Raw genomic sequence first — 16094 nt, forward strand, 5'->3', positions numbered from 1 at the left:
CTCTCGGCTCACTCGCCGCGGTACAGCTCGCGCTTGTCGATATAGCGCACGACTCCGTCGGGCACCAGGTACCAGACGGGGTCCCCCTTGGCGACTCTCGCACGGCAGTCTGTGGAGGAGATGGCGAGCGCGGGAACCTCGACCAGCGAGACACCGCCCTCCGGGAGCCCCCGGTCGGTCAGTTGGTGGCCGGGACGGGTGCAGCCGATGAAGTGCGCGAGGGAGAACAGTTCCTCCGAGTCGCGCCAGCTGAGGATCTGCCCGAGGGCGTCGGCGCCGGTGATGAAGAACAAGTCGGCGTCGGGGTTGAGGGAGCGCAGATCGCGCAGGGTGTCGACGGTGTAGGTGGCGCCGCCGCGGTCGATGTCGATCCGGCTCACGGAGAACTGCGGGTTCTCGGCGGTCGCGATGACCGTCATCAGATAGCGGTCCTCGGCCGGGGAGACATCGCGGTGACTCTTCTGCCACGGCTGGCCCGTCGGGACGAACACCACCTCGTCCAGGGCGAATTGAGCCGCGACCTCACTGGCGGCCACCAGGTGTCCGTGGTGGATCGGGTCGAACGTCCCGCCCATGACACCCAGGCGGCGCCTGCCCGGGTTGGAGGGGCCGCCCGCGGGGCCGCTCGCCGGTCGCCGCGCGCCGTCGGCCTGGCCGTTCGCCGTGTCCTTCGCCGGACCGGTAGGCATGTCCTGCTCTCCCATGCGTGCAGACCCTACCGGCCCGGTACGGGCACCTCGCCTGCCAGCCGCCCGGGGACGGTCAGCGGTCGCGGTTGAAGCGGGTGGTGATCCAGAGCAGGAGCAGCAGGATGATGAAGGCGCTGCCACCGGTGACCAGGGGGTTGAGGCTCTCGTGGTTGCCGCCTCCGTGCTCCTCGCCCTCGGCGGCGAGGGTGACCAGCTGGGCAGCGGCGCTGTGGATGCTCATCTTCGGCAGGACCTATCCGGTGTGGGCGGGATAAAGACGTCGGCCCATGGTAAGCGGGCGCCTCCCCGGCGATCACGCCGACTCCGCCATCGGGAGGCCGCCGGACGGACCGTCGGACCACCGCAGGACCACCGCCGGCCGGCTTCGTGCGACCGCGGACCGGCCGCCGACCGACCGCGAACCGGCCGCCGACCGACCGCGAACCGGCCGCCGACCGACCGCGAACCGGCCGCCGACCGACCGCGGACCGGCCGTCGGTCGACCGGGGACAGGCCGCCGATCGACTGGGGCGGGCCGCCGGGAACCTTCCGGTCGGCTCAGTCGTCGTTCCGTTTGTACCCGCGGAGCAGGAACCACCCGGTGAGCGCACACCCCACGACCATCACGATCAGAATGACCCGCAGCAGGTCGCCCGACGACCCCTGGTGCTGGGCGGCCTGGGCGAGCCAGACGGCCCGGGAACTGTGCGCCATGGCGTGACTCCTTCGCTGAACTGCCCGTCCACGGTATCTCCACCTAGGCTGGGCGCCGCTTCGGGGGCACTTTGGGCACACAGACGCACATGGGGGGACCACATGTCCGACGACGGCCACGAGCACGAGGCGCACGAGCACGTACCGAGCAGGCAGCGCAGGCGCTTCCCGGGGATCTCCTCGCGCGCGTACGAACACCCGGCCGACCGCAGCGCGCTGGTGGCGCTGCGCAAGCTGACCGGCTTCGACACCGTCTTCAAGGCGCTCAGCGGTCTGCTGCCCGAGCGGAGTCTGCGGCTGCTGTTCCTCTCGGACTCGGTCCGGGTCTCCGACCAGCAGTTCGCCCACCTCAACGACATGCTGCGGGACGCCTGCTACATCCTGGACCTGGAGAAGGTCCCCCCGATGTACGTGAACCAGGACCCGCAGCCGAACGCGATGTGCATCGGTCTCGACGAGCCGATCATCGTCGTCACCACCGGCCTGGTCGAGCTGCTCGACGAGGAGGAGATGCGGGCGGTGGTCGGCCACGAGGTGGGCCACGCCCTGTCCGGGCACTCCGTGTACCGCACGATCCTGCTGTTCCTGACCAGCCTGGCCCTCCGGGTCGCCTGGATCCCGCTGGGCAACCTGGCGATCATGGCGATCATCACCGCGCTGCGCGAGTGGTTCCGCAAGTCGGAGCTGTCCGCGGACCGGGCGGGTCTGCTGGTCGGCCAGGACCTCCAGGCGTCGATGCGCGGCCTGATGAAGATCGCGGGCGGCAACCACCTGCACGAGATGAACGTGGACGCGTTCCTGGCGCAGGCCGAGGAGTACGAGGCGGGCGGCGACCTGCGCGACTCGGTCCTGAAGATCCTGAACGTGATGCCGAGGTCGCACCCCTTCACCACGGTCCGCGCGGCCGAGCTGAAGAAGTGGGCGGCGAGCCGGGACCACCAGCGGATCACGGACGGCCACTATCCGCGTCGCGACGAGGACAAGGACACCTCGGTGGCCGACTCCTTCCGTGAGTCGGCGGCGAGCTACGCGACCAACGTGAAGAACTCCAAGGACCCGCTGATGAAGCTGGTCTCGGACCTCGCGGGCGGCGCGGGCGACCTGGGCGGCCGGGTCCGCCGCGGCTTCGGCGGGTTCACGGGTTCGTCCCCGGCGGGCGGCGGCTCCACGGACGGGCCGTCGAAGGACGAACCGCCGAGGGAGGGACCCGGGGCGAACGGCTCCGCGACGGACTGACCGCCGGGGCGGCCGACCCGGCCGTCGCGGGGCATCCCCCGGGCGGCGCGCGGGTGTTCCCGGATCGCTCTTCGGGGGCTCACCGCGCCCGCCCCTTCCCCGGCCGGCCGATGTCGGCCGGGGCGGTCTCAGATCTTCGGCTGGGCGTCCGCCGCCAGTGTCCCGCACAGGGCCGTCGGGTTGCCCGCGGCGTACGGGTCGGTGCCGGCCGGGCCGCCCGCGCGGGCCGTCTGGCCGGCCAGCAGCGGGCGCAGCCGGTTCGCGGTGTCGGTCCCGCAGGAGAGCGGCCCTGCCTGCACGGAGGAGACGACCAGCTGGGCCTGGCGCAGCCGCAGGTCGTCGCGGTCGAACCGGAAGCGCAGTTCGCGCCGGACGGTGAGGAGCGAGGCGGCGGCCTCGGCGTCGGCTCCGGCGGGCCGCAGCGCGTAGACGAAGGTGTGGTCGGCGACGACCTCCAGGGTGGCCGCGTCGGTCTCGTCGGCCCGCAGGGTGCCCCTGACCCGGATCCGGCGGTCGGCGAGCCGGGACTCGGTGGTGTCGAGGCGGACCAGCCAGCCGGTGGGGGTGTGCCGTCCGTCGGACGCCGGGTGGTCGAAGCTCGCGTCGAACTGGTCGAGCTGCCGGGAGTCGAGCATGACCCGCACCGGCCGTACGTCCTCGCCGCCGATCACCTCGGGGTAGAGGGAGGAGCGCACGATGTAGTCCTTGGCGGTGGTGAGGGCGGCCACCACCTGGCTGTCCGAGAAGTGCGCGGTGCGCCGGACGGCGGGCAGCGGGATGCCCTCGGCGCCGATGGCGAACCCGGCGGCCGGGCTGTGCGCGTACAGGTACTCGGGGTCGGCCGCGCCGGGGACCTTGCCGGTCGGGGCGAGCGGGATGACGGTCAGCCGCGGGGACTCGACGGGCAGGGCCGCGGTGGACGACTGGTAGGGGTGGCGGATGCCCATGTAGATCGCGGTCCCGAAGGCCACCGCGATGAGGGTGACGAGGACGAGGGCCTGCCGGGAGAGGCCGCGGTGCAGCGGGGGGCGGCGGCGGACGGCGGGCGCGTGGTCGCCGACGCGTTCCTGGGCGGAGAATTCCTGGAGGCGGGCAGCGCGGACGAACGACTCGTCGAAGACGACGGATCGGTATTCGTCCTCACCACCCCCGGGGATGCCCTCGGGTGTCCCCTCCGGGGGGTTCGCGGGCCCGCCCATATCTTCAGAGTAGGTCTCAGGGCGCTCGGGTAAACGCGTGGCCGCCGGACAACTTCTGACAGGTTCTCACCTGGGTCGTCACGGGGTGTGCGGGATCACCGACAGGGCGGGGCCCGAGTGGTCGGCGGCGACGGAGGGCACCAGCACGCCGCCCTGTTCGAGTCCGGTGGCGGCGGGCGCGGGCACCTGGTCCTGACGGCCCGAGGAGCCGCCCCGGTAGACGGCGGCGAAGGCCAGCGCGATCATGCCGACGCCCATCACGAGGGCGAGCAGCCAGGCGACCGGGCGGTGCCAGCGGACCTTCTTGCCGAAGAACCCGTGGCCGCCGTAGCGGCCTTCGGCGCCGTGGCGGCCGTCGCCCTCGTCGTCGAAGTCGTCAGGGTCGTCGGGGTCGTCAAGGTCGTGAGGGGTGTCGCGGTCGCGGCCGGGGCGGGAGCGGCGGCCTCGGTCGCCGTCCTGGTGGGGTTCGCCGCGGCGGCGGGCGGCGCGGCGGGCCTCCGCCTCGGTGGCCTCGGCTCGGGCGCGGGCGGCGGCCAGCAGGCGTTCGACGGCGGTCGGCTCGTGCACCGCGGCCGCCTTGACGAACGCCTCGTCGAAGACCACGGAGGCGAACTCTTCGTCCGACACCCCGCGGTCCTGGTCGTCGTCAGGGTCCCAGCCGTCGGAGGACGGCGTGCCCCCCACGTCCTCCGGCACGGTTCCAGAGTAGACCTGGGGGGTCGATTTGGGCAGGCGGCAGGGAAATTCGACCGAGGACCGGGACGGATTCCCCTCGGGTGTGGCGTCAGTGCCTGATGTGTCCGTCGCCGGTGACGATGTACTTGGTGCTGGTCAGCTCCGGCAGGCCCATCGGTCCGCGGGCGTGCAGCTTCTGGGTGGAGATGCCGATCTCGGCGCCGAAGCCGAACTGGCCGCCGTCGGTGAAGCGGGTGGAGGCGTTGACGGCGACCGTGGTGGAGTCGACCAACTGGGTGAAGCGGCGGGCGGCCTGCTGCGAGGTGGTGACGATGGCCTCGGTGTGCCCCGAGGTCCAGAGCCTGATGTGCTCGACGGCCTTGTCGAGGGAGTCGACGACGGCGGCGGCGATGTCGTGGGAGAGGTACTCGGTCTCCCAGTCCTCCGGGGTCGCCTCGACGACGGTGGCCCTGGAGGACTCGGCGTGGGCGAGCACCCGCTCGTCGGCGTGCACGGTCACGCCGGCGTCGGCGAGCGCGTCGAGGGCGCGCGGCAGGAACGCGGCGGCGATGTCCTGGTGGACCAGGAGGGTCTCGGCGGCGTTGCAGACGCTGACCCGGTGGGCCTTGGAGTTGATGAGGATCTCGACGGCCATGTCGAGGTCGGCGTGGGCGTCGACGTAGACGTGGCAGTTGCCGGTGCCGGTCTCGATGACGGGGACGGTGGACTCGCCGACCACGGTGCGGATCAGCGCGGCGCCGCCGCGCGGGATGAGGACGTCGACGAGGCCGCGGGCGCGCATCAGTTCGCGGACGCTCTCGCGGCTCTCCCCCGGCACCAGTTGGACGGCGTCGGCGGGCAGTCCGGCGCCGCCGACGGCGTCCCGGATCACCCGGACGAGAGCGGTGTTCGAGGCGTAGGCGGAGGCGGAGCCGCGCAGCAGGACCGCGTTGCCGGACTTCAGGCAGAGGGCGGCGGCGTCGACGGTGACGTTGGGGCGGGCCTCGTAGATGATGCCGACGACGCCGAGCGGGACGCGGACCTGCCGCAGGTCGATGCCGTTGGGGAGGGTGGAGCCGCGGACGACCTCGCCGACCGGGTCGGGCAGGGCGACGACGTCCCGTACGTCGGAGGCGATGGCGCGGACCCGTTCCGGGGTGAGGGTGAGGCGGTCGACGACGGAGTCGCTGGTGCCCGCGGCCCGTGCCTTGGCGACGTCCTGGGCGTTGGCCTCGACGATCTCGCCCGTCCTGACCTCCAGGGCGTCCGCGATGGCCAGCAGCGCGTCGTCCTTGACCGCGCGCGGCAGCGGGGCGAGGTCGGCGGCGGCGGCCTTGGCGCGGTAGGCGGCCCGGGTGACCGGGGTCAGGGAGTCGTACGGCGAGAGCGTGGTCATGTCCGAAGGGTAGTGCTCCGGACGGATGCGTCCCGTGGACGTTCCACACCCCGAGACGGGTTTCGCGGGGGCCAAGAGGGGTCAGAAAGGGTGGATGCCGACCGAGGTGGCGGGCGGCGGGCCGTATCCCTCGGCGATCCGCTGGTGGTAGGTCTCGCGGTCGATGACCTCGAGGCCGACGATCTCCCAGGGCGGCAGCCGGGAGGTCTGGCGGTGCTCGCCCCACAGGCGCAGCGCGACGGCGGCCGCGTCGTGGAGGTCGCGGGCCTCCTCCCAGTAGCGGATCTCCGCGTGGTCGTTGGCGTAGCGGCTGGTGAGCAGGAACGGGTGGTCGTGGGCGAGCTGTTCGAGACCGCGCCTGACCTCCTTGAGCGGGGCCTCCGGGCCGGAGACGCTGAGGGTGACGTGCCACAGCCGGGGCAGTTCCTCGGGCTCCTCGTACCGGTCACCGGCCGCGACGCTGGTCAGGGCGCGTTCCTCGCCCGCCGCCCGGGAGGCGCCTTCGGCGCCGCTGCGGGGCACCGCCCCTGGGCGCACTCGTCTCACGACGGCCTCCTTCTCGCGGTGGTCCGCCGTGCGGCGGACCTGTCCTGTCCCTGAGACAAAGTTGAGCAGGCCGCACGGGCTCGTGGGGCGGTTTTGCGGAACGTCCACCTCACAGCGGCCCGTTTTGCGGGGCGTTCACCCCGTTTTCGGCCGGGCCGGTGCCGTCAGGGCTGGAGGATCACCAGGTCGTCCCGGTGGACGACCTCGCGCTCGTAGGCGGGGCCGAGTTCGCGCGCCAGTTCCCGGGTCGAGCGGCCGATCAGCCGGGGGATCTCCTTGGCGTCGAAGTTGACCAGTCCGCGGGCGACCGCGTGCCCTTCGGTGTCGCGCAGTTCCACCGGGTCGCCGGCGGTGAAGTCGCCCTCGACGCCGGCGATGCCCGCGGGCAGCAGCGAGGTGCGGCGTTCGACGACGGCCAGGACCGCGCCGTCGTCGAGGGTGATCGCGCCCTGCGGGGTGGAGGCGTGCTGGAGCCAGAGCAGCCGGTCGGCGGAGCGTTTGCCCGCGGGGTGGAAGTAGGTGCCGGTGTCGCCGCCGGTGAGGGCGTCGGCGGCGTGGACGGCGCTGGTCAGCACGACGGGGATGCCGGCCGCTGCGGCGATCCTGGCGGCCTCGACCTTGGTGACCATGCCGCCGGTGCCGACGCCCGCCTTGCCCGCGCTGCCGATCTCCACGTGCGCGAGGTCCTCGGGGCGGCGGACCTCCGCCAGCCGCGAGGTGCCGGGCCTGCTGGGGTCGCCGTCGTAGACGCCGTCCACGTCGGAGAGGAGGACCAGCAGGTCGGCGTGGACGAGGTGGGCGACGAGGGCGGCGAGGCGGTCGTTGTCGCCGAAGCGGATCTCGTCGGTGGCGACGGTGTCGTTCTCGTTGACGATCGGGAGGGCGCCCATCGCCAGGAGCTTGTCGAGGGTGCGGGAGGCGTTGCGGTGGTGGGTGCGGCGGCTCATGTCGTCGCTGGTCAGCAGGACCTGGCCGACGCGGACGCCGTAGCGGGCGAAGGAGGCGGTGTAGCGGGCGACCAGCAGGCCCTGGCCGACGGAGGCGGCGGCCTGCTGGCGGGCCAGGTCGCGGGGGCGGCGGCGCAGCCCGAGCGGGGCGAGTCCGGCGGCGATGGCGCCCGAGGAGACCAGGACGATCTCCTTCTCGCCGCCGCGGCTCTTGGCGAGGGCGTCGACGAGGGCGTCGACCCGGTCGGCGTCCAGGCCGCCGGCCGCGGTGGTCAGCGAGGAGGAGCCCACTTTGACGACGATCCTGCGGGCCTCGTTCACGGCCTGCCTTGCCCCTGCCACCTTGCTCGCTGCCCCTCGCGTAGGTCCCACGGCCCGTGCGGCAATCTACGCGAACGGGGCCGCGTCGCGCGCGTCGGTCCACCTTCCGGACACGCTCCCGGTGACGGGAACCTTACGGTCCGCATACGGTCAAAAGGTTGCGTTGGTTGCTCATAGAAATTAAAGACCAAACAAATTTATTCTGAACTCCGTGCCGTCTACAGTTTCCCGCGTGCAGCGCATCCTTCTCCGCTCCGGTAAGAGTCCGTTCGACGTCGTGCCGCTGGAGGAGGCACTCCACCAGGACGTGATCGCCACCAACTCAGGCAACCTGATCTTCAGCGACGCCACCCACAAGATCCTCCAGACGCCCGGTACCGAGGTCGTCTCGAACGGCATCCGCACCGATGTGGCGGCGGCGGGGCGCATCAACGAGGAGTACGACGTCTTCGTCGTGCCGCTGGCGAACGCGTTCAGGCCGTCCTTCGAACCGCAGTTGAAGCGGCTGACCCGGCTGATCTCGCGGCTGCGGATCCCGGTCGTGGTGGTCGGCGTCGGCGCGCAGGCCGGGCTGAACTACAACCCGGCGCGGCTGAAGCCGATGGAGGCGTCGGTGCGCGCGTTCGTCTCCGCGGTCCTCGACCGCAGCGCGTCCATCGGCGTGCGGGGCGAGTTCACCGAGACGTACCTCAAGGGCCTCGGCTTCCAGGACGTCGACGTGATCGGCTGCCCGTCGCTGTTCATGTACGGCAAGGACCTCGCCGTCGCCAAGCGGCGGCCCGAACTGACCGCCGACTCGCGGATCGCGGTCAACGGCTCGCACGGCGCGATGGAGAAGCAGGGCCTCGACCAGGTGGTCAGGTACGCCCACGCCCGCTACCCGCGCCTGCGGTTCATCGGCCAGAACCTCAGCGACGCGCGGCAGTTGCACTGGCGGGACCTCTCCCACCCGAACGCCGCCGTGACCGCGATGCCGACCCACCCCGACCACCCGATGTACCGCGAGGACAAGGTCCGCGTCTACATCGACCCGGTCACCTGGATCGACGACCTGCGCGACTTCGACTTCTCCTACGGCTCGCGCATCCACGGCAACATCGCCGCGCTGCTCGCGGGCACCCCGGCCACGGTGCTGTGCGGCGACTCGCGCACCCTCGAACTGTGCCGGTACTTCGAGATACCGCACCGCAGGATCGACAAGGTGGCGGGCGACCTCGACCCGGCCGCCCTGTACGCGGAGGCCGACCTCAGCGGTCTGACCGGCGGCCACGCGGAGCGCTTCGAGCGGTTCACGGCGTTCCTCGACCGCAACGGCCTGGAGAACACCTTCACGCACGGCGACTCGGGTGCCGCCTTCGAGGCGAGGCTGCGCGGCCTCGACTTCCCCGCCGGCGTGGCCCCCTGGAACGAGGCCGACCTCGCCTCGCTCACCTCCCGGTTCGGCTGGCTCCAGAGCCGGATAACCGAACTGTCCCTGGACAACGCCCAGTTGAGACGGGACCTGGAGCGCGGTACGGCCAAGGCGTGGACGTCGAAGAACGCGGCCTCCCCGGCGTCGCCGACGTCGGCCTCGTCGACGTCGGTGTACCGGCGGGCCCGCCGCGTGGTGGGCCGCCCGATCCGCCGCGCCTTCCAGAGCGGCCGCCAGTAGCGGCGGCGAACCCCCGGCCGGCACCGTGGGGTGCCGGCCGCCGTGCGTCACAGCACGGCCGGCGTTCCCCCCGCCGCGGCACGGGAGGTGAGGATCCTGCGGGCCTTGCGCAGCACCCGGCGGGCGAAGGTGCGCGGCGAGTTCTCCCGGTAGCCGTGGAAGCCGCGGGCCTCGCGCGGCCCGGCCAGGTAGACGGCGTCGGGGATGCCGGCGGCCCGGTCCCTGAAGTGCGGGTAGACCAGGTAGACGCGGGTGCCGCGCTTCTCCAGGAGGGCCGCGGCCTGCTTCTTGTCCTTGACGAACTTCACCACGTCCGCGAGGAGTTCGGGGCGCTGCACGGCCACCAGGTGCAGCCGCAGCCGCTCCTCCACCTTGAGCCGGCGCGCGACGCCGTCGCCCCAGTACCGGTCCATGAGCGGCTTCGCCAGTTCGAGCTTGCGGGCGCGCACCTCCTCGCCGTCCTTGAGGAAGCGGGGGCCGAACTGCGGGAGCAGGGTGACGAGGAAGGGGCGGATCATCAGGGCGTCGCGGCGCTCGCCCGGGGGCACCAGGTCGGCGATCAGCTTCATCAGGACCCGCGCCGAGTCGAAGCGCAGGGTGTAACTCCCGCTCTTGGTGACGTGCTTGCCGTCCTCGCGGCCCACCAGGTAGTAGCAGGTGTAGTCGGCGAGCACCGAGACGCCGTCGGCCCGCAGATACGCCTCCATGGTGAACAGGGCGTCCTCGCCGGTCCACAGGGACTCGTCGAAGCGCATGCCGTGCCGGGTGAGGAAGGCGTGCCGGAACAGCTTCTGGGCGCTGAGCGTGAACTTGATGTTGGAGGAGTGGACGTCGGTGCGCTCCAGCGTCTTGTGCCACATCGACTTGGGCGGGTTGCGGTTGATGCCCTCGATCCGGCCCAGGACCACGTCGGTGTTGTTGCGGTCGGCCATCGCGACCATCCGTTCGAGCGCCTCGGGGCCGAGCCGGTCGTCGGCGTCGAGGAAGAAGACGTAGCGGCCGGTGGCCTTGGCGAGGCCGACGTTGCGCGGGCCGCTGGGGCCGCCGGAGTTGGCCTGTCTGATCACGGTGACCGGGAAGGGCGTGCGTGCCGCGAACTTCTCCAGGTACTCCCCGGAGCCGTCGGTGGAGCCGTCGTCCACCGCGACGACCTCCAGGCGGGCCGGGTCGAGGGTCTGCGCCTCCACCGACGCAAGACACTCCACCAGGTAGGGCATGGCCTCGTACGCCCCGATGACGACGCTCACATCAGGCTGCGTCACGGTCACGTTTCCCCCTTGTTCACAGAACATTTCTCCCGAATGGTCAGGTTCGGCTACCTGGTAGACGGGTCCGCGTGGAAGCCGGTTGCTTCCTTAACAGGAAACCGTGACTCAGGTCACAGGATTGGCCGAGCTCTTTCGCCGGTAGGCGCGAACGTTAGGGGTCCCGGGTAAGAACGACGGTGAGCGCACGACAAAAAAGCGCACGACGGAAAGGGCGCGGTCCCCGAGGAGTTGACCTCGGGGACCGCGCCCTTTCCGTGGTGCGGGTGGGGACGGTCAGCGGGTGGTGGCGCCGTCCGCCTCGCCGGTCGGCGGCGCGGGCTGCGCGGGCGACAGGGCGTCCGACAACTCGTCCGCGCCGGGCGTCCCGGCCGCGGCGGCCCGCGACTCCTGGCCCAGGTTGCGGGTCTCGGCCTTCAGCGCGAGGTCCGCCACCGCGGTGTTGAACTGCTCGATGGAGGTGGGCTCGTCGGGACCGAGCAGATACCGCTTCAGCTCCCTCCGGCCCCCGGCCAGCGGATCGGCGGCCGGGTCGCGCACCGCGGCCAGGAACTCGCCCAGTTCGGCGGCGCTGTTGGAGAGGATCACCGCGGCGCGCACCGCGGTGTTCTGCCGCTTGAACTCCTCGACGCCCAGCTCGGCGGAGTCGGTGACGGCGTACGGCTTGCCGCTGGCGATGAAGTCGGAGACGACGCTCGAGATGTCGGAGACCATCGCGTCGGAGACGTTGAAGCAGTCGTACAGGCGCGGGTCGGCGCCGTCGATGACGCGGTGCTCGAAGTCCCCGCAGGAGCGCCAGTAGGCGTCGTTCCACTCGGCGCGCAGCCGGGCGACCTCCGTGTGCCGTGCCAGGTCGACGACGCCGTCCCGGCTGGCCTCGGCCTCGTCGCGCTTGTCGCCGACCGCGCCTGACAGCTCCGCGAGGCGGGCCTCGATCCGGGTCAGGTCGGCCTTGGCGCGTGCCCGGCCGGCGGCGTCGGCGGTGAAGCGCGGGTCGGCGGCGCGCTCGGCGGCGGCCTTCTCGACGAGGGCCGTCACCCGCCGGTGGGCGGCGCCCGCCTCGGCGCTGACGGTGCCGGTGAAGGGGTGCGGCTTGTACAGGACGCGGACCGGCGGTTCGGCCTTGATCAACTTCGTGACGATGTTCTCACCGGCCAGCACCAGCGAGGTGTTGCCGGGGTTGCCGTCCCAGCCCTCCCAGGTGGGCGCGTACAGCACGGTCGGCATCCGGCCCTCGGGGACGGCGCGGCGGCCCTCGATCGGCGCCAGCTGCGGGCGGCCGACCTCGACGATGTCGTCGTCGCGGACGCCGACGTCCGCTATGGCGTATCGGTCGCGTCCGGCCCGGCCCGCGGTCCACACCTCGTCGTACGCCTTGCTGTACGGGTTGACGCTGGCGAGCTTGTCGCTGTCGCCGTGGCCGATGAAGACGTGCTTCATGGTGGGCACGCGCAGCAGGTGGATGTTCTTGCCGACGTTCGCCGCGTACAGGGCGACCCGCACGGTCGACAGGTCCATGTTCATCAGGTGGACGCCGCCCGGCACGCAGATCACCGGGACGGTGGTCGGCGCCATGTTGGCCAGGATGACCCGCTCGCGCAGGATGACCAGCGGCCGGGTGTCCAGCTGCTCCATCGTCTCCAGCCACATGTTGACCTGGTAGGCGGAGTCCTTGGAGCCGGAGAAGTACAGCACCGTCTCGGGGCGGTAGCCGCGCAGCCAGTCGTCGACGGCGTCCAGGACCTTCTCCGCGTTCGGCGGTATCTTCCGGCCGCGCAGGTAGCGGGTGAGCGCGAGGACGTAGAGCAGGCCGAGGACGAGGGTGACGCCGATGCCGACGAAGCCGGGCACGGACGAGTCGATCGCGGCGGAGACCAGGATGCCCGCGACGGCCGCGAGGTCGAGGTGGAGCATCTTCTCGGCCGAGCGGTTCAGCAGGGCGCGCGGCGGGGCGTCCGGGATGCGGATGCGGGACTTCAGGTCGACGTTGCGGGTGGCGACCGGCATCCGGCGGCGGTTGCGGATCAGCGCGACCAGGGCGCCCTGCGGGGCCTGGAGCCCGTAGAAGGCGATGAAGCAGGCGACGGCGCCGTAGTAGATCAGGTTGTCCGCGAGGGACAGCCGGGCGAGCAGCAGGATCAGCAGGAGCTGTCGGATCAGGAAGCGGATCGACAGGCCGGCCCTGACCTTGCTGAGCCGGTTGACCAGGTAGCTGCCCTTGCGGTGCAGATAGTGGTCCGCCAGGTATGTCACGGCGGCCGCGGCCGCGAAGGCGTACACGCTCGGGACGAGCGCGGCCAGCATGAGGGCCGGGTAGCCCAGCATCATGAGCGCCGCCGCGGCCAGCTCGGCCGCGCTGCCCACCCGGGCGACGCGAATAGCGGTGGATATCACGGAGAAACCTGCTCTGGGAGGGGAGGAGTGCCGGTTTTGTTCTGAAGTGCGCAGGGTTTGTGTTAATTCACCAGGTGTACGGATTCAGGCCCCTGCGAACGCCCGGTGTACGAGCAATCTCAGAGGCCTGAATTACCGATGAAGACTAATTAGGTGAATATTACACGCCGTCCTGACGGTCCAGCACGGAGGCCAGGGCCTGCTCGAAGCCGTTGGCCTTGGCCGCGCCCGCCGTGGGGTCCTGCTGGCGGACGTCGATGACGTGGCCGGTCAGCTCGGACAGCAGGACGTCGAGGGAGGTGCGGGCGACCGCCTCGGAGGAGAGCAGGCTGCCGCTGGGCTCCTGCCCGAAGGCCTTGGTGCGCATGGGCGTGGCGGTGCGCTCCGGGTTGATGCAGTTGACCCGGATGCCCTCGCCCGCCCACTCGTCGGAGAGGGCCTGGGTCAGGTTGACCATGGCGGCCTTGGTCGAGGAGTAGAGGCTGTACTCGGCGCGGCCGCGGGTGTAGCTGCTGGAGGTGTAGAGCAGCAGCTGGCCCTTGGTCTCGACGAGGTACTTGTAGGCCGACCGGGCGATCTGGACCGGCGCGAGGTAGTTGACCTTGAGCGCCTCTTCGATGGTGGCGTTGTCGGTCTCGGCGAGCCTGCCGATGCGCAGCACGCCCGCGGTGTTGACGACGTAGTCGATGCGCCCGGTCTCGCCGTACGCCTTGGACAGCGCGTCGTCGACCTCCTCCGGGTTCTCGACGTGGGTGCCGGTGGTGGAGCGGCCGAGCGCGTACACGGCGGCGCCGAAGGACTCGGCGAGTTCGGCGATGTCCTTGCCGATGCCGTAGGAGCCGCCGAAGATCACGACGGTCTTGCCGCCGAGCAGCTCGCGGTAGGCGGCCTCGTCGACCTGCTCGGGGGCGGCGGTGGAGGCCAGCTGGAACAGCTTGTCGGCGATGAAGACGTCGACCGGCTGGGTGACCTTCATGTTGTACTCGTCGCCCGCGACGACGTGGATCGGCACGTCGGGCAGGTACTTGAGGACGACCGAGCAGTCGTCGGTGGCCTGGAAGTTCGGGTCGCCCGCGGCCACGTCGTAGGCGCGGCGGATGGTGGAGAGCTTGAACGCCTGCGGGGTCTGGCCGCGGCGCAGCCGGGAGCGGTCGGGGATCTCGGTGATGAACTCGCCGTCCTGGCCGTGGGTGCGGGTCACGATGATGGTGTCCGCGGACGGGATGGCGACGTCCACCGCCTCGTAGCGCTCCAGGGCGGCCACGCAGTCGTCGATGACGCGCTGCGAGAGCAGGGGGCGCACGGCGTCGTGGAACAGGACGTTGCGGTCCTCGCCCTCGGCCAGGCCCTCGCGCAGCGCCTCGATGGCGCGCTCGGTGGTCTCGTTGCGGGTGGCGCCGCCCTCGATGACCTTCCTGACCTTGGTGAACCCGGCCTTGGCGACGATCTTCTCGACGTCCGGCACATAGCCGGGCGCCATCAGCACGATGATGTCGTCGATCGAGTCGGCACGCTCGAAGGTGGTGAGCGTGTGCTCGATGACTGCCTTGCCGGCGATCTTCAGCAGCTGCTTGGGGATCGAAAGACCCACCCGCTGGCCGGTGCCACCGGCCAGGATCACTGCGGTGGTACGGGGCTTGGCTATGTGCTGGGACACAGACGACCTACCTTGGGGCGACAGGGAACGGGGAAATGGTCCCACTTGCGGTTACCGCAGTGCAAGGTGAGCGCCGCCCGTCGCAAATGTGCGCGCCATCTGGCATTCACCTCGCCCTGCTGGTGGCCGGGCGGACCGCTTCGGGAACGACGGTCCGCTCGCTGTGAGTAACCGCACAGGGCCGTCAGCGCCGCCGCAACTTCTTGAGGCAGCGGTGGCCGAGCACCTTCACGAGTTCCCTGGACGCCGTCTGGTGCACCGTCCGCGCCTTGGCCTCCGCGGTGTGCCTGACCGGCGCCGCGGCGGCCGCCGCGAGCACCCCGTACAGCGCCTGGGCGGCGACCTCGGGGGCCACCCGGGGCTCGGCGGGCGGCTGCCGGGCGGGCTCGGGCGGCACGGCGGAGAGCAGGGCGGGATCGCCGAGCACCCGCACGCCCAGACCGGTGATGCGGTCGGCCGTCCGGGCGCCGATCCGGGCGGCGGACTCCAGGGCCCAGCCGGGCGTGCTGATGCGTACGTCGTCGGGGGCCGGGCTGCACGCGTTCTTCATATGCATGACGGCGCCGTTGCGGACGAGTGTGGAATACAGCTCGTCGGGAAGTCCATTGCCGCGGAATTCCTTATTAAGATTCCGCAGCATTTCGGTCTCGGCGAGTGTCAGGGAGCGATTCGCGGCGTCGGGAACGGGCTGGAGGAGTCCGGCGGGCAGTCCGAGGAGCGTCTCGAAGGTGCGCAGCAGCCCGCCCCGGTCGCTGTCGTCGACCACGACGACGGTGACCCGCTCGGGGCCGACCGCGCGGGCCCAGCGCTCGACCAGCCGGTCGTGCCGGTGGCGTCGCCAGAAGCTGGGGTTGGGCTTGTCGTAGGGGGCCTTGCGGAGCATGTGCTCAAGCCAGTCCTGGTAGCCCATGCGCAGCCCGTTCTGCACGTACTGCTGCCACTGCGAGGGCATGATCCTGGCCAGCGGGCGCAGCGTGACCAGCACGTGCACCCGCTCCCCGCCGAGCTGCTCGACGATCCGGGCGACGGTCGCGTCGTCCTCGGCGTCGGCGAAGAACTCGCTGCTGACCACCGAGGTGCGCCGGCCGGTGGCGTCGACCTGGCGCAGCAGCCGGGTCCAGTGCCGTTCGGTGGGGGTGGCGTCGCCCATCATGGCGGGCCTGGCACAGGCGGCCAGGGCGGCTTCCATCGGGTGCCTGGTGCGGGCGGGGAACTCCACGCCGTGCTCGGGGAGCCGGTCGCGCGCGGCGAACAGGGCGCCCTGGATCGAGGTGGTCCCGGTCTTGTGCGGGCCGATGTGCAGCAGCCGGGTGCCGGCGGGCAGCGGCGGGAGCCCGTTCACGCGGGCGTCGTCTCTCGTACAGTCCGTCTCCATGGTCAAGGGACGGTAGGAGAACGCCCTGA

At 71.4% G+C, this 16094-nt stretch carries 14 protein-coding genes; 2 read left to right on the forward strand and 12 right to left on the reverse strand.

The genetic code is table 11. From position 1 onward, the window contains the following. Positions 1-8 precede the first annotated feature (8 nt). From nadD to DDJ31_RS12670, 3 genes are all read right to left on the reverse strand, one after another. Positions 9-704 carry a nicotinate-nucleotide adenylyltransferase gene (nadD, locus tag DDJ31_RS12660; RefSeq protein WP_127180164.1) on the reverse strand — a complete coding sequence of 232 codons (696 nt, stop codon included), beginning with the start codon at positions 702-704 and terminating at the stop codon, positions 9-11. Positions 705-762: 58 nt separating this feature from the next. Continuing rightward, positions 763-930, reverse strand: a complete 168-nt coding sequence (locus tag DDJ31_RS12665; RefSeq protein ID WP_164784980.1) for a hypothetical protein — start codon at positions 928-930, stop codon at positions 763-765. 317 nt (positions 931-1247) lie between these two features. Further along, a complete protein-coding gene (locus DDJ31_RS12670; RefSeq protein WP_164784979.1) occupies positions 1248-1403 on the reverse strand; it encodes a hypothetical protein in 156 nt (51 codons plus the stop codon). Positions 1404-1505: 102 nt separating this feature from the next. Between DDJ31_RS12670 and DDJ31_RS12675 the strand changes: the two genes are divergently transcribed. Next, positions 1506-2639, forward strand: coding sequence for a M48 family metallopeptidase (locus tag DDJ31_RS12675; protein WP_127180163.1), 1134 nt, complete (start codon positions 1506-1508; stop codon positions 2637-2639). 128 nt (positions 2640-2767) lie between these two features. On the opposite strand, the gene DDJ31_RS12680 is transcribed toward DDJ31_RS12675, so the two are convergent. The 5 genes from DDJ31_RS12680 to proB all read right to left on the reverse strand — a co-directional run bounded on the left by DDJ31_RS12680 (position 2768) and on the right by proB (position 7723). Then, on the reverse strand, positions 2768-3838 hold the full coding sequence (locus DDJ31_RS12680) for a hypothetical protein (protein WP_127180162.1): 1071 nt from the start codon (positions 3836-3838) through the stop codon (positions 2768-2770). A gap of 78 nt (positions 3839-3916) precedes the next feature. Next, positions 3917-4570 carry a hypothetical protein gene (locus DDJ31_RS12685; RefSeq protein ID WP_127180161.1) on the reverse strand — a complete coding sequence of 218 codons (654 nt, stop codon included), beginning with the start codon at positions 4568-4570 and terminating at the stop codon, positions 3917-3919. A gap of 52 nt (positions 4571-4622) precedes the next feature. Continuing rightward, entirely contained in the window at positions 4623-5909 is a 1287-nt protein-coding gene (locus tag DDJ31_RS12690) for a glutamate-5-semialdehyde dehydrogenase (protein WP_127180160.1), read from the reverse strand. Positions 5910-5990: 81 nt separating this feature from the next. Further along, entirely contained in the window at positions 5991-6455 is a 465-nt protein-coding gene (locus DDJ31_RS12695) for a hypothetical protein (RefSeq protein ID WP_171480818.1), read from the reverse strand. A 164-nt stretch (positions 6456-6619) separates the two neighbouring features. After that, entirely contained in the window at positions 6620-7723 is a 1104-nt protein-coding gene (gene proB, locus DDJ31_RS12700) for a glutamate 5-kinase (protein ID WP_127180159.1), read from the reverse strand. A gap of 232 nt (positions 7724-7955) precedes the next feature. Between proB and DDJ31_RS12705 the strand changes: the two genes are divergently transcribed. After that, on the forward strand, positions 7956-9374 hold the full coding sequence (locus tag DDJ31_RS12705) for a polysaccharide pyruvyl transferase family protein (RefSeq protein ID WP_127180158.1): 1419 nt from the start codon (positions 7956-7958) through the stop codon (positions 9372-9374). Between the two features lie 47 nt (positions 9375-9421). Here the strand turns inward: DDJ31_RS12705 and DDJ31_RS12710 are convergent, their stop codons facing one another. The 4 genes from DDJ31_RS12710 to DDJ31_RS12725 all read right to left on the reverse strand — a co-directional run bounded on the left by DDJ31_RS12710 (position 9422) and on the right by DDJ31_RS12725 (position 16065). Beyond that, entirely contained in the window at positions 9422-10642 is a 1221-nt protein-coding gene (locus DDJ31_RS12710) for a glycosyltransferase family 2 protein (protein ID WP_127180157.1), read from the reverse strand. Between the two features lie 273 nt (positions 10643-10915). After that, a complete protein-coding gene (locus DDJ31_RS12715; protein ID WP_127180156.1) occupies positions 10916-13033 on the reverse strand; it encodes a hypothetical protein in 2118 nt (705 codons plus the stop codon). Positions 13034-13193: 160 nt separating this feature from the next. Continuing rightward, positions 13194-14690 (reverse strand): bifunctional cytidylyltransferase/SDR family oxidoreductase, encoded by a 1497-nt coding sequence (locus DDJ31_RS12720; protein WP_127180155.1) that lies wholly within the window; start codon positions 14688-14690, stop codon positions 13194-13196. A 184-nt stretch (positions 14691-14874) separates the two neighbouring features. Beyond that, positions 14875-16065, reverse strand: coding sequence for a hypothetical protein (locus tag DDJ31_RS12725; RefSeq protein WP_127180154.1), 1191 nt, complete (start codon positions 16063-16065; stop codon positions 14875-14877). Between the last annotated feature and the right edge of the window lie 29 nt (positions 16066-16094).

Source organism: Streptomyces griseoviridis (assembly GCF_005222485.1).
In the GTDB taxonomy this organism is placed as follows: Bacteria; Actinomycetota; Actinomycetes; order Streptomycetales; family Streptomycetaceae; genus Streptomyces; species Streptomyces hintoniae.

What these genes read in the sequence shown, in the direction of transcription:
- DDJ31_RS12665 (WP_164784980.1), bottom strand. Translation starts at nt 930, where the DNA reads ATGAGCATCCACAGCGCCGCTGCCCAGCTGGTCACCCTCGCCGCCGAG.
- DDJ31_RS12675 (WP_127180163.1), top strand. Translation starts at nt 1,506, where the DNA reads ATGTCCGACGACGGCCACGAGCACGAGGCGCACGAGCACGTACCGAGC.
- DDJ31_RS12670 (WP_164784979.1), bottom strand. Translation starts at nt 1,403, where the DNA reads ATGGCGCACAGTTCCCGGGCCGTCTGGCTCGCCCAGGCCGCCCAGCAC.
- nadD (WP_127180164.1), bottom strand. Translation starts at nt 704, where the DNA reads ATGGGAGAGCAGGACATGCCTACCGGTCCGGCGAAGGACACGGCGAAC.
- DDJ31_RS12690 (WP_127180160.1), bottom strand. Translation starts at nt 5,909, where the DNA reads ATGACCACGCTCTCGCCGTACGACTCCCTGACCCCGGTCACCCGGGCC.
- DDJ31_RS12680 (WP_127180162.1), bottom strand. Translation starts at nt 3,838, where the DNA reads ATGGGCGGGCCCGCGAACCCCCCGGAGGGGACACCCGAGGGCATCCCC.
- DDJ31_RS12725 (WP_127180154.1), bottom strand. Translation starts at nt 16,065, where the DNA reads ATGGAGACGGACTGTACGAGAGACGACGCCCGCGTGAACGGGCTCCCG.